General features: G+C 64.8%; 13 protein-coding genes. 8 read left to right on the top strand and 5 right to left on the bottom strand.

Features of this window, described 5'->3' with window-relative positions; genetic code table 11:
- The first annotated feature begins 21 nt into the window (after positions 1-21).
- A complete protein-coding gene (locus D618_RS0103330) occupies positions 22-636 on the top strand; it encodes a thiamine phosphate synthase (RefSeq protein ID WP_017670070.1) in 615 nt (204 codons plus the stop codon).
- Here D618_RS0103330 and D618_RS0103325 read toward each other — a convergent pair.
- A complete protein-coding gene (locus tag D618_RS0103325) occupies positions 590-1516 on the bottom strand; it encodes a hypothetical protein (protein WP_152414514.1) in 927 nt (308 codons plus the stop codon). The two genes, D618_RS0103330 and D618_RS0103325, sit on opposite strands and share 47 nt — an antisense overlap.
- A 314-nt stretch (positions 1517-1830) precedes the next feature.
- The gene (locus tag D618_RS0103320; RefSeq protein ID WP_238550577.1) at positions 1831-2454 is read right to left on the bottom strand and encodes a hypothetical protein; all 624 of its coding nucleotides are present in this window, start codon (positions 2452-2454) and stop codon (positions 1831-1833) included.
- Positions 2455-2859: 405 nt separating this feature from the next.
- Between D618_RS0103320 and D618_RS0103315 the strand changes: the two genes are divergently transcribed.
- The 5 genes from D618_RS0103315 to msrB all read left to right on the top strand — a co-directional run bounded on the left by D618_RS0103315 (position 2860) and on the right by msrB (position 7957).
- On the top strand, positions 2860-3303 hold the full coding sequence (locus D618_RS0103315) for a DUF3576 domain-containing protein (protein ID WP_026091235.1): 444 nt from the start codon (positions 2860-2862) through the stop codon (positions 3301-3303).
- Between the two features lie 24 nt (positions 3304-3327).
- Positions 3328-5841 (top strand): leucine--tRNA ligase, encoded by a 2514-nt coding sequence (leuS, locus tag D618_RS0103310; RefSeq protein ID WP_017670066.1) that lies wholly within the window; start codon positions 3328-3330, stop codon positions 5839-5841.
- Between the two features lie 120 nt (positions 5842-5961).
- Complete coding sequence (gene lptE / locus D618_RS0103305) at positions 5962-6462, top strand: LPS assembly lipoprotein LptE (RefSeq protein WP_026091234.1); 501 nt, start codon at positions 5962-5964, stop codon at positions 6460-6462.
- A gap of 12 nt (positions 6463-6474) precedes the next feature.
- Positions 6475-7512 carry a DNA polymerase III subunit delta gene (gene holA, locus D618_RS17515; RefSeq protein WP_017670064.1) on the top strand — a complete coding sequence of 346 codons (1038 nt, stop codon included), beginning with the start codon at positions 6475-6477 and terminating at the stop codon, positions 7510-7512.
- Positions 7513-7558: 46 nt separating this feature from the next.
- Positions 7559-7957, top strand: coding sequence for a peptide-methionine (R)-S-oxide reductase MsrB (gene msrB, locus D618_RS0103295; protein WP_017670063.1), 399 nt, complete (start codon positions 7559-7561; stop codon positions 7955-7957).
- A gap of 117 nt (positions 7958-8074) precedes the next feature.
- Here the strand turns inward: msrB and D618_RS0103290 are convergent, their stop codons facing one another.
- The 3 genes from D618_RS0103290 to D618_RS0103280 are packed head-to-tail and all read right to left on the bottom strand — an operon-like array spanning position 8075 to position 10731.
- The gene (locus D618_RS0103290) at positions 8075-8716 is read right to left on the bottom strand and encodes a Smr/MutS family protein (protein WP_026091233.1); all 642 of its coding nucleotides are present in this window, start codon (positions 8714-8716) and stop codon (positions 8075-8077) included.
- Positions 8717-8719: 3 nt separating this feature from the next.
- Positions 8720-10045 carry a murein transglycosylase A gene (locus tag D618_RS0103285; protein ID WP_017670061.1) on the bottom strand — a complete coding sequence of 442 codons (1326 nt, stop codon included), beginning with the start codon at positions 10043-10045 and terminating at the stop codon, positions 8720-8722.
- Between the two features lie 23 nt (positions 10046-10068).
- Positions 10069-10731, bottom strand: a complete 663-nt coding sequence (locus tag D618_RS0103280) for a Tim44/TimA family putative adaptor protein (RefSeq protein WP_017670060.1) — start codon at positions 10729-10731, stop codon at positions 10069-10071.
- A gap of 205 nt (positions 10732-10936) precedes the next feature.
- Between D618_RS0103280 and D618_RS0103275 the strand changes: the two genes are divergently transcribed.
- Complete coding sequence (locus D618_RS0103275; protein WP_017670059.1) at positions 10937-11443, top strand: protein-export chaperone SecB; 507 nt, start codon at positions 10937-10939, stop codon at positions 11441-11443.
- 39 nt (positions 11444-11482) lie between these two features.
- Complete coding sequence (gene murJ / locus D618_RS0103270) at positions 11483-13060, top strand: murein biosynthesis integral membrane protein MurJ (protein ID WP_017670058.1); 1578 nt, start codon at positions 11483-11485, stop codon at positions 13058-13060.
- Positions 13061-13086: the final 26 nt, after the last annotated feature.

Below are 13086 nucleotides of genomic sequence, written 5' to 3'. Positions count from 1 at the left end.
GGCGGCGCTATAAGCCCGGTCATGCGCCGCCGCCAGCCCGGAAACACATTGCCCACGCTCTGGCTGATCAGCGACGCGCGCAACAATGCAGTGCTGGAGCGCGCGATCAGGCGGCTGCCGTTGGGATCGGGGCTGGTGTTCCGGCATTATCATCTGGAGCCCACAGCGCGGCGAGCGCGGTTCGACCGGCTCGCGAAGCAAATCCGCTCGCGCGGCGGCGTGATCGTGCTGGCAGGCGATGCCAAGATGGCGCGGCGCTGGCGCGCAGATGGCTGCTATGGCGCGCCCGGCGGCGGTGCGGCGAGCGGATTGATCCGGCTGCTGACGGTGCACGACCTGCGCGAACTCGCCCGCGCAAATGCCACGCGAGGTCACGCGCAGGCACTGATCTCCCCGGTCTTCGCAACCCGCACGCACCCGGGCAGTGCCTCGCTCGGCGTCCCCCGGTTTGCCACCCTCGCGCAGCACTCGCGCCTCCCGGTGATCGCACTGGGCGGCATGACGCGAGCGCGTTCGCAGCAGATTGCCAGGATCATCAACGGTTGGGCGGCGATCGACGGGCTTTCCGACGCCCGGCAATGCTCGCGTTTCAGCCCTTTGCCGCAGCCGAAGGCTGATCAGGGCACATCAAGGTGACAGTGCCAGCGTCAAAATCATAGGTCAGCGACGCGCAATGGCCGATGGTATCCATCCCGATATAGAGCCGCTGACTCGGGACCTTACGCTTGCTGTCGGCCGTGACCACGATCTCGTCGAGGTCCTGATCGGATTTAGCGCCGTCGGGAATGCCTTCAGCATTGCCCATGTCCGAAACGCGAACTGCAAGATTTCGGATCTCCAGCTCACCCAGCATCAGTGGCCGATCGAGGTCGAGGCGGCGGATGGGGCGCGATATGTCATAAAGGATCGGCGCTTCGCGGGCATCGCCGTTGAACCGTCCGCCATTCGCATCGGAGATCCATTGGCCCCCGGTTGCGGTCACCACGCTTTCGGCCCGGTCCAGACTGAAGGCAACATAGACCGGTTTGCCACCGACATCGATCTTCATGCCGGTCTGGCTGAGACCCATGTCCTTGTTGAGGCGGAAGGTTATCGCCCGGTCGCGCGGCTGCGGGTCCCGCAAGACGAATATGGTGCGTCGGAAAGGGAATGTTGCGGGGCCTGCAACGCCATCAGCACCATCGACCACCTGCCGATCGCTGAATGCCGTGCGGCTCTTGAATGATTTGCTGCCTGCAATGTACTTCACATTATCAGTCCGCAAGGCAATCCGCACTGGTCCGATGAGATACACATAGCCGATCATGCTGGGCTTGAGGCCGACTCTGGCTGCCAGATCGGCATTGACGGTCGGCACCGACACCGCATCCGGCGTCAGACGAAAACGCACCGGCTGGTCATTGATGACCATTGCAACCGTGTCGCCCAACCGGACGGTGAGATCGCTCGGCGCTGCATTGGAAGGCTGCGCCGCCGCTTGACCGGCGTAGAGCGCGAGAGTGGCTGTGAGGACCAATACACGCGACTGCATAAGCCGAACTTCCCCATTGAACAATCAACGACACAAGACGGGTCGCGTGCTGAACTTGGAATGAATGCGGAGCAAAGGTCGACGGTTGCTTGGGGATCTGATCTTTTGGGTCGCCTTCAGACCGGCAGGAACAGGGGATGCACGTCAGAGAGGGGCGGCTTCGACAGGCTCAGCCTGAGCGGGGTTGGTTGGGTTGGGCTGGCGCGACACACCAAGGTTGCCCCGCTCGCTACTCGCAAGAGATGGGTCCCTGCCTTCGCAGGGGAGCCATGTTTAGCGATGTCAGCGAACCAACGGGATCAGAAGCGGAATTCGGTTCCGACATAGACAGCCTGGCTGTCATACTGCTCGTTGGTGAGGCCAGTCAGGCGGTCGCGCTCGCTGCGCAGGCGGATGCCGGCAGTGACGTCAAGGTTGCGCGTGAGCTTGTACGCGCCGCCGACATCGAGCGAATAGCTGCCCTGATCGTTGAACGGACGAACCGCGCGGGTGGTCGGTGCCTGGATGTCATCCACTTCGATCCGCGGGCTGAAGCGGCTCTTGGTGCCAGCGCCGCTGCGACCCAGCTTGCTGATGTCAGGCAGGGCTTCGTCCTGCTGGCGGATCGTGGCGGGCAGCGCGAACTTGGTGAAGCCCTTGGCGACGCCCAGGCTGAACGCGGTCGGGGTGATCTGGACCAGACCTGCGCCCTGGCCGCTGTCGCTGGCAAGGTCAGGCCGGATGTTGATCGCCTTGGCCGAATCGGGACGCACGCGCACCGCAATCGTCAATGCGCGCGGACCATCGGTCGCCGCAGATGCGGCCGGCGTGAAGCGGAACATCTTGTCGCCACGCAGGGCAGAAAACTTGAGCTTGTCGGCCAGTCGCGGGTCGACCGATGCAGGGGTGAACGACCCGATGCCGCCGCGGGCATCGATCGACACGGGGCGCGAATCAAAACCGGAGGAAAAGGCGAGCGCAATCGACGGCACCAATGCCGCAGATCCGAGCAAAAGCCCTGATATCACCAGCTTTTTTGAAACTCCCGTTTTCATTGTCTTTATCCGACCCCGCTCCGTCCCTGATGACAGAGTTATCATAATTACGCGGACATATATGCCCAAAGACCTTAACGGCGAAAATAATCTTCGACCGTTGCATACAATCCACAATCGGTTGCAGCCCACCCGGCGTTCAGGTGGGTAACGCACACCCCGCAGGCATCAGAATATCGTGCAGAATCTTGCTGCGGGCTGAACATGCCGGGCCATGCGCTAGTGCTTGCCCAAGGCGGCAAAGCAACTATAGAAGGCCGCTGTTTCTCGCGTCAGATATATAAGGATGCCGCCATGCCTGTTCTCCGTTTCGCCCGCATTGGCTTGTGCGCCATGGGCACGCTGGCCCTGTTGTCTGCATGCGGTGGCGGCGAAAAGCGCGCCGAGGCGGATATCGCCGCCAGCCAGGTGACGACGATCGGCGTGAACAGCTATCTGTGGCGCGCCTCGCTCGACGCGCTGTCGTTCATGCCGCTGCTGCAGGCCGACAGCGCCGGCGGCGTGATCGTGACCGATTGGTATGCCAACCCGCAGTCGCCGTCCGAGCGGATGAAGGTCACGGTGTCGATCCTCGACCAGGACCTGCGCGCCGATGCGTTGCGCGTCGCCGCCAGCCGCCAGGTCAACCAGAACGGTCAGTGGGTCGATGCCCCGGTGCGCGCCGCCACGGTGCAGAAGCTGGAAGAGGTCATCCTCACCAAGGCGCGCGATCTGCGCCAGTCTGCCATTCGCGAATAAGCCCCGACGTTTCAGAGGGATACAATGAACGAGATTACGCGGTTCAATCCGCTCGCCGCCGATGCCCGCTGGCAGTCGGTGTGGGACGAGCGCCAGTCCTTCAAGGCGGACAGCAACAGCCCCAAGAAGAAGGCCTATGTGCTGGAGATGTTCCCCTATCCTTCGGGGCGCATCCACATCGGCCATGTGCGCAACTACACGATGGGCGATGTCATCGCGCGCTATCGCCGGATGCAGGGCTTTGAAGTGCTGCACCCGATGGGCTGGGATGCATTCGGCATGCCCGCGGAAAATGCCGCGATGGAAAAGGGCGTCCACCCCGGCGGCTGGACCCGCGACAACATCGCCGCGATGCGCAAGCAGTTGAAGCGCCTGGGCTTCGCGCTCGACTGGAGCCGCGAACTCGCCACCTGCGAGCCCGAATATTACGGCCACGAACAGGCGCTGTTCCTCGATCTGTACGCGGCGGGTCTGGTCTATCGCAAGGAGAGCGCGGTCAACTGGGACCCGGTCGACCAGACCGTGCTCGCCAACGAGCAGGTCATTGACGGCAAGGGCTGGCGCTCGGGCGCGCAGGTCGAACGGCGCAAACTGAGCCAATGGTTCCTCAAGATCACCGACTTTGCCGACGAGCTGCTTGAAGGCCTCGATACGCTCGAGGACTGGCCCGAAAAGGTCCGCTCGATGCAGGCGAACTGGATCGGCAAGAGCCAAGGCCTGACATTCAGCTTTGCCCTGAGCGGCGATGACACGAAAATCCCCGTCTACTCGACCCGGCCCGACACGATCTTCGGCGCAAGCTTCGTCGCGATCGCCGCCGATCATCCGATCGCGCAGGCGATCGCCGCCGACAACCCTGAAGCAGCCGCGTTCATCGAACGCTGCAAGGCCGGCGGCACGACCGCAGCCGAGCTGGAAACTGCAGAAAAGCTGGGCTTCGACACGGGTCTGCGCGCGCTGCACCCGTTCGATATCACCTGGGAACTGCCGGTGTTCATCGCCAATTTCGTGCTGATGGATTATGGCACCGGCGCCGTCATGGGCGTGCCCGCGCACGACCAGCGCGACCTGGACTTTGCGCGCAAGTACATGCTGCCGGTCACCCGCGTCGTCGCCACCGAAGGCGAGGAAGCCGCGCCGATCCATGACGAGGCCTATACCGGCCCGGGCAATATCATCAATTCGTCGTTCCTCGACGGCATGACCGCCGATGAGGCCAAGGCCGCCGTCATCACGCGCGCCGAGGCCGAAGGCTGGGGCGAAGGCACCACCGTGTGGCGGCTGCGCGACTGGGGCGTCTCGCGCCAGCGCTATTGGGGCACGCCGATCCCGTTCATCCATTGCGAGGATTGCGGTGTCGTTCCGGTGCCCAAGGACCAGCTGCCGGTCACCCTGCCCGAGGATGTCAGCTTCGAAATCCCCGGCAACCCGCTGGTGCGCCATCCGACATGGAAGCATGTCAATTGCCCGAACTGCGGCAAGCCGGCGCAGCGCGAGACCGACACGCTCGATACCTTCGTCGATTCGAGCTGGTACTTCCTGCGCTTTGCCAGCCAGCCATCGGACAAGCCGTTCGACCGCGAGGAAATCGCCAAATGGCTGCCCGTCGGCCAGTATATCGGCGGGGTCGAACATGCGATTTTGCACCTGCTCTACGCCCGCTTCTGGACGCGCGCGCTGGCCCGGATCGACAAGCTGGATGTGACCGAACCGTTCGCGAGCCTGTTCACGCAGGGCATGGTGACGCATCAGACCTGGCAGGATACCAACGGCAAATGGCTTGGTCCCGATCAGGTCGAAAAGCGCGGCGAGGACTGGATCATCACCGACACTGGCGAAGCTGCAATTGCTGGCCGCGTCGAGAAGATGTCCAAGTCCAAGAAGAACGTGGTTGATCCCGACGAGATCGTGAACCGCTATGGTGCGGACGCGGTGCGCTGGTTCATGCTCTCCGACAGCCCGCCCGAGCGCGATCTGCCGTGGAGCGAGGCGGGCATCGAAGGCTGCTGGCGCTTCGTCCAGCGGCTTTGGCGCGTGTTCAACGCGGTCGAGGCTGCCGAAGGCCAGGACAAGGCCTTGGAGCGCAAGCTGCATCAGACGATCGACCTGGTCAGCAAGGACATCGAGGCCTTGGCGTTCAACAAGGCCGTGGCGCGGCTGTACGAGCTGACCAATGCCATCGAAAAGGCCGAGAAATCCGCGAGCCGCAATATCGCCATCCGCGGGCTGATCCGGCTGGTCGCGCCGATGGTGCCGCATCTGGCCGAAGAGGCATGGGAACTGATTGAGGGCCACGGCCTGATCGCCGATGCCAGCTGGCCAGAGGTCGACCCGGCGTTGCTGGTCGAGGACGAGGTCACCATCGCGGTGCAGATCAAGGGCAAGCTGCGCGATACATTGACGGTGGCCAAGGGCCTGCCCAACGAGGAACTCGAACGGCTTGCACTGGCGTCAGACAAGGTGCAGCGTAGCCTGGACGGCGCCCCGATCCGCAAGATCATCGTGGTGCCCGACCGGCTGGTCAATCTGGTGGTGTGACATTCTTCCGGTCCCCCGCGAAGGCGGGGGCCCATCTCCAAATATTTGCGGCAAACGCCATGGCAGGGGATGGATTCCCGCCTTCGCGGGAAACCGGTATTGGTCTATAGGTCGGTGCAGATGAAACGGATTGCTCACTTATTGCTGCTCGCCCTGCCCCTTTCCGCTTGCGGGATGCAGCCGCTGTATTCGTCCGGCACGCAAGGTGCGGTGGCGACCACTTTGGGTGATGTCAGCGTCGGCGCGATCGAGGGACGCGCCGGGTGGCTGGTCAAGAACGCACTCGACGACAAGCTTGACGCGCTGGGCAACGGCAGCCAGCGGTTCCGGCTGCAGGTGGTGCTCGACGACAAGATCACCGGCTTCGGTCTGCTCGCCAACGACCAGGTCACCCGCGAACGCCGCACCTTGCGCGCACGCTATCAGCTGGTCGAAATTGCCAGCGGCGAGATCGTGCTCGATGCCACCGCAGCATCGGACGCGGGCGTCGATATTGTCAGCAGCGAATATGCCACCATCGCGGCGGAAAACCGCGCGCTCGAGAACCTGTCGCTCGAAATTGCCGACCAGATCGTGACGCGGCTGTCGCTGTTCGCGCGCGAGGTTTCGGCAGCGCAATGACGGCGGCCCCCGATGAAGGGTGACGCCGCCACGATCCATGCGCTGGCCCGCAAGCCGCGCCCCGATATCCGCCTGTACCTGATTTTCGGCACCGATGATGGCGGCAACGCGGCGCTGATGGCCGATATCATCGCGAGCTTCCCCAAGGGCATCGAACGCACGGATATCGACGGGAACCAGCTCGCCAGGGACCCCTCGCTGCTGGCGGCCGAAGCTGCCTCGCTCTCGCTGTTCGGCGACGCCCGCTATATTCGCGTCACTACCAGTGGCGAAGAGAGCCTGCCCGCAGTCGAGGCGCTGCTGGCCGCGGACAAGGCGGTCAACCCCGTGGTCATGCTGGCAAGCAGCGTCACCGACAAGTCGCGCATTGCCAAGGCGGTGCTGGCTGCGCCCCATGCCATTGCGGTGCAGACCAAGACGCCCGGGCCGGACGACATGGCGCGGATCGTCACCGAACTGGGCCGCGCGGCGGGGCTGACCATCGACACTGATCTGGCGCATGTCATCGCCGCCTTCACCGCCTCCGATCGCAGGCTGGCGGCGCAGGAGATCGAGAAGCTGTCGCTGTATCTCGATTCCTCCCCGCAAGAGCCGAAGGCGGTGACCCGCGAGGCGATCACCGCGCTGCGCGCCGATGCGGAGGATGACGCGATGCAGCCGATCATCAACGCCGCGCTGTCGGGTGACCTCAGGCGCCTACCCGAAGAGCTCAAGCGGATGCGCGAACAGGCAGTGTCCGAAGTGGGACTGGTGATCGTGATGCAACGCCAGGTGATGCAGCTCGCCGGGCACGCCCAGCGCATGGGCAATGCCCGCGATGTCGCCGCCTGGGTGAAGCAGGAGATGCAAAGCCGCAGGCTTTGGGGCGGAGGCAGCGCGCAAGACTGGACACGGCAGCTGCGCGCCTGGGGCCGGCCGCAGGCAATGGCGCGCCTGTCCGAACGGCTGCTCGCGCTGCAGCAGGCGATGATGCGTTCCAGCCCCGGGCCTGCCCTGCTGCTGGAGCAGGAACTCCTCGAAATCGCCCGCGCCGCCGCACGCGCATCTTGACTGTTTCCCCAGTCGGCCCATGTTGATCATTCCCCAGGAGAGATACATGGCAGACACCAAGATCAGCGATACCGAATGGCGCGCCAAGCTGAGCCCCGAGCAATATCACGTGCTGCGCGAAGGCGGCACCGAGCGGGCGTTCACCGGCAAGTACAACGACCACAAGGGCGATGGCATGTACCGCTGCGCCGGATGCGGTGCGCCTCTGTTCGAATCGGACGCCAAGTATAACAGCGGGTCGGGCTGGCCCAGCTTCACCACCCCGGTCGAGGGCGAAGCGGTCAGCGAGATCGTCGATTCCAGCCACGGCATGATCCGCACCGAAGTGCGCTGCGCGCGCTGCGACGGGCATCTGGGCCATGTCTTCCCCGATGGCCCCGGCCCCGAAGGCCTGCGCTATTGCATGAACAGCGCGTCGCTGGAGTTCGATCCGAAGGAGGATTGAGTTCGCGTACGTCCCTCGACTTCGCTCGGGACAGGCGGCGGGGGGAGTATATTTGCGGCAACCTATGCCGCGTTCCCGAGCGTAGTCGAGGGACGTATGCGCTGACGCCGGAGTCAACTAACCCCGCCGCCGCCGCAGTACGATATATAGCGCCCCATCCCCGCCATGCCGGGGGTGGGCGTTCCGTACCGCCGCGATATCGGCAGCGTGGCGCGATGAGGCGAGCCAGTCGGAGACCGCCGCGCGGATCGCGCCGCGTCCGGTGTCGGGCGCGCGGGCCTTGCCGGTGATCAGCAGCATCAGCCGCATGTCCGCCGCGACCGCCTGCCCCAGTGCCATATCGAGCCGCGCATAGGCGCTGGCGAGCGTATGGCCGTGCAGGTCGATCGTGACATCGGGCTGCACGCCGCCCTTGGACATGCGCCGGTCCCAATGGCCGTCGAGGTTGCCCTTGACGGTAGGGACCGGCGCAGGCGTGAAGGTCCAGGCGGGGGTGGGTTTGGCGGGATTGGACCGCAGGAAGTCCTCTCGCAACCATGCGGGGTCGGCCAAGGTCGCAGGTTTTGCGCCGGGGGCAGGCCTGATCGGCAAACCGGACTTTACTGGCCCACCACCGGGCTGCTCGGCCTTGCCGGACGTCCCTGCCCCTGCACCAGTCGGGAGGGGAGAGGGTTTGGCTCTGTCCTTGAACGGCTCGCAAGTGGCGATCACCCGCTTCCACAGTGCCGCCTCCGCATCGGTCAGCGGCCTCCGGCTCATGGCTCAGCGCGCCTGCTGCGCCAGTCGGTCGAAACTTCCGCGCGGCAGAAGGATCAGCGCCAGGCCGCGTGCGGACATGCCGCCCGCGATGACCCGCGCCCGGTCGCCCGCGCCCCAGAACGTATCAAAACGGTTCGCGCCCTTGATCGCGCCACCGGTATCCTGCGCCACCCACAGGCCGTTGGGCTCGGCGCGGTCCATCGAGAGGAACACCGGCGCGCCCAGCGGAATGAACTTGGGGTCTGCAGCCACGCTGCTGCCCGCCTCGACCTGATAGCCCAGCGCCCCCAGCGGGCCGGGGCCGGTCAGCTCGCGGAAGAACACGAAGCTCTTGTTCTCGCGCATGATCGCGCGGCCCTCTTCCGGATTGGCGCGCAGCCAGGCGACGATGCCCTGCATGTTCGCCTGGCCCGGTGCCAGCAGGCCGCGTGTGCGCATCAGCGCGCCGATGCCGGTATAGTCGCGACCATTCTGGCTGGCATAGCCGATGCGGATCACCGATCCGTCGGGTGCGCGCAGGCGGCCCGAGCCCTGGACCTGCAGGAAAAAGAACTCGATGTCATCCGCTGCCCAGGCGATCACCGGAGCGCGGCCATTGAGCGTGCCCTGCTCGATCTGGGTTCGGTCGTCATAAGGCACGAAATCGCTGCCCTTGACCTTGCCGCGAATCTTCTTGCCCGCCATGTCGGGGGAGAATTGCGACAGGTCTACATCGATCAGGTCTGCCGGACGGCCATAGACCGGAACGTTGAAACCCGGCTGGCGGGTGCGTGTTCCGGCGATCTCGGGCTCGAAATAGCCGGTGGCGAAGGCCGCGCCCTCGCCCACCTGCACCGCCTCGAACTGATCGGCAAAGAAACGCGCGGCGTCCTGATCACTCCAGCTTCCTGCCGCTTCGCACGCAGCGCGCCAGTCCTCGGGCCGGGTCAGACCGCTGGCATCGGCCCGGCGGGTGACCGAGGGACAGGTCAGCCGAAAGGCGACGAGCGCAGCGCGGGCGTCATCGGGCGCGATCGGCAGGCTGGCGATGGCTGGGCCCCGGCGCAATGTCTGCCCCGCCGCCTGGGCAATATCTGCGCTGGCCACAATCCCCGCCCCGGCAACAGCCGCCAGCGGCGTGGCGCGGGGGATGACATAGCTGGATGCACCGCCATCGCCGCCCGCAGGCAGCGTTGCTGGTGCTGGCGCGCGCCCTGCGCTGGGAGGTTCACTTTCATAGGGAAGCCGCGTTGAGGGCGATGCTGGTGCAGACGAAACCTCGCTCGAGGGTACGACCCCGGCGCATCCAGCAAGCGCCAGCGGCAGCAGGGCAAGACCAAGCCGCCGCATCGCAATCCCCCGTCGAGTCGACATCAGGCCTGGTCGGTTTCGACCAGAATCCAGTTGGGATCGTTGCTGCGAAGATCGCGGGCGAACGTCCACAGGTCGTGCGTTTCCACCGCATCGGTCAGCGAGCCGGCGACCAGCTCGCCATCGGGACCGCGCACGACAGCAGCGATGTCGGCATCGAAGCGAACCGTGATCCGCGCCATCGGCGCTTCATATTCGGCATCAACGATGCGCGCTTCATCGATACGAACCAGCCGATTTTCCAGCGTCTCGCCGCGTGCGGTGCGCTGATCGATCGAATCGGCAAAGCTCTGATAGACCTCGTCATCGCACAAAGTGCGCAGCTGCTCGCGGTCGCCGGACCAGAACGCTTCGAGGATCATGGCATAAGCGGCCTTCGATCCCTCGCGGAACCGGCCGACGTCGAACGTGCGATCGGATGCGAGAATCTGGCGGATGCCGGGTTCGGCAGCGATATCGAAAACGGTCGACGTCCCCGGCGTCAGTGGCGCAGGCTTGTCGTCCAGCTGCGGGCGTTCGATCGATGCCGGGCGTTTGACAGCGGGAGTATCCATGCCGCGGGTCAGCGGCTCCTGTTCATGACCGGTGCGTTTGCCCAGCACCGAATAGAGCCTGAGGCCCAAAAACGCTGCAACCATGGCCAGGATGATGATTTCTACCGTCACAAGTTTTCCCGTTTGCCCACCCGCATGAAAGGTAATGCTGACACTGCAGCAGGTCGAATGCATAACATAGGGCATGTCCGCCAATATGCAAATTGCTTTGGGCGGATATACGTGGTGCTGTCGCAAGCCTTGCGCCTGTGCCGCTGCGGCATTAGAGCGCCGCGCAAGACGCGCTGGCAGCGCGGAGCATTGAAAGGGAATTTCCATGGCCGAAGACGGCACCGTCACTTCGCAAAATCCGGCGCTGAACGGCGCAACCGGTCCGCAGGCTGGCCTGATCTCTCAATATGTGAAGGATCTTTCGGTCGAAAACCCGAACGCACCCGACAGCTTCCAATGGCCCGGCCAGCTGAGCTTCGACGTCCAGTTTCGCGCCGAATCGCGTCAGTTGAGCGAAGAGGTCCATGAAATGTCGTGCACCTACACGATCGCCGCCAAGGCCGAGCAGGGCACCGCCTATCTGGTCGAACTGGCCTATGGCGCATTGGTGGGCATTCGCGGCATGGACGAAGAACAGACCCGCCGCTTCCTGTTCGCCGACACCCCGCGCATGGTGTTCCCCAACATCCGCCTGATTCTCGGCAACGTCATCCGCGATGCGGGTTATCCGCCGCTGGTGCTGGAGCCGATCGACTTCAACGGCCTGTACGAACAGCAGAGCCAGGACCCCAATTTCGGCGCGCCGATGCCGCCGGCAGAAGGCAACGCCTGATCCGCGTTCGCCGGGTCATCGCCCGATGAGCCTGCTGCCATGAACCTGCTGCGCGCCGTGTCCACCATTGGCGGGCTGACCTTGGTCAGCCGCGTGCTGGGCATGGTGCGCGACATCCTGATGGCGCGCTATGTCGGCGCAGGCATGGCATCGGACGCCTTCCTGATCGCCTGGCGGCTGCCCAACCTGTTCCGCGCACTGTTTGCAGAGGGCGCGTTTGCCGCCGTCTTCGTGCCGATGTTCAACCGCAAGCTGGCGGAAGCGGAAAAGGATGAACCGGGCTCGGGCCTTGACGTCGCCAAGGCGTTTGCAGGCCAGGTGCTCTCGGTGCTGCTGCCGTTCCTGATCCTGTTCACCGCGCTGATGATGCTGGCGGCAGGGCCAGTCGTCTATGCGATGACGGGAGGCTTTCCCGATGGCGGGCCGGAAAAGTTCGCGCTCGCACGGCACCTGACGATTGTCACCTTCCCCTATCTCGGGCTGATCTCTCTGGTGTCGCTGCTCGGCGGCATTCTCAATTCGCTGGGCCGGTTCTGGGTCAACGCCGCTGCCCCCATCCTCCTCAACATCTGCATGATCGTGGCGCTCTTGTTCTTCCGGGGCGATACCGAAGTCGAAACCGCGTTGACGCAGGCGATTGCGGTGACGGTCTCGGGCGCGATGCAGCTGCTCTGGCTGATCCTGTCATGCCGCGCCAACGGCGTGGTGCTCAGGCTCTCGCGTCCGCGCCTCTCACCCGATGTCAAGGCGATGCTGGTGCTGATCGCGCCCGCCGCGATCGGCCAGGGTGCCATCCAGTTCAACCTGCTGATCTCCACCTCGCTCGCCGCCCGCTACCTGAGCGAAGGCGCGGTTTCGTGGATCTATTATGCCGATCGTCTGAACCAGCTGCCTTTGGGGCTGATCGGCATCGGCGTGGGCACCGCGATCCTTCCCCTGCTCTCGCGCCAGATCGGCAGCGGCGATCCAGGCGCGGCGCTCAACACGCAGAACCGTGCGCTCGAACTCGCGCTGCTGCTGGCGATGCCCGCTGCCGTGGCCCTGGTCGTCGCGGCATCCCCGATCATCCATGGCGTGTTCCAGTATGGCGCGTTCACCCCGGCCGATACGCTGGCTACCGCACAGGTGCTCGCCGCCTTTGCCTGCGGGGTGCCCGCCTATGTGCTGATCAAGGTGCTGACCCCGGGCTTCTACGCCCGCGCTGATACCAAGACCCCGGTGCGGCTGGCGCTGGCCGCGATGCTGGTCAACCTCATCGGCAACCTCATCCTCATCTGGCCGCTGGGCCCCGTCGGCGTCGGCGTGGCGACCGCCTTGTCCGCCTGGGTCAATGTCGGCCTGCTGTTCGGCGTGTTGTACAAGCGGGGGCATATCCAGCCCGATGCACGGCTGATCGCCAAACTGTGGCGCATCGGTCTGTCCGCCGCGCTGATGGGAGCCGCGCTCTGGCTGGGCGGCCGCCTGGCCGAAAGCTGGATGGAAGGCCCGCTGGAGCAGCGTATCGCCGCACTGGCCGTCTTGTGTGGCGGCGGCGCGGCGGTATATGGGCTCGCAACGCTGGCGCTGGGCACGTACCGGGTCAGCGAGATCAAGGCGATGCTGCGCCGCAAGGCGTGACGCAGTGCCCCTTTAACCAAGCGAAA

The organism is Blastomonas sp. AAP53 (genome assembly GCF_000331245.1).
In the GTDB taxonomy this organism is placed as follows: Bacteria; Pseudomonadota; Alphaproteobacteria; order Sphingomonadales; family Sphingomonadaceae; genus Blastomonas.
This window is presented reverse-complemented; position numbering and strand designations above follow the sequence as displayed.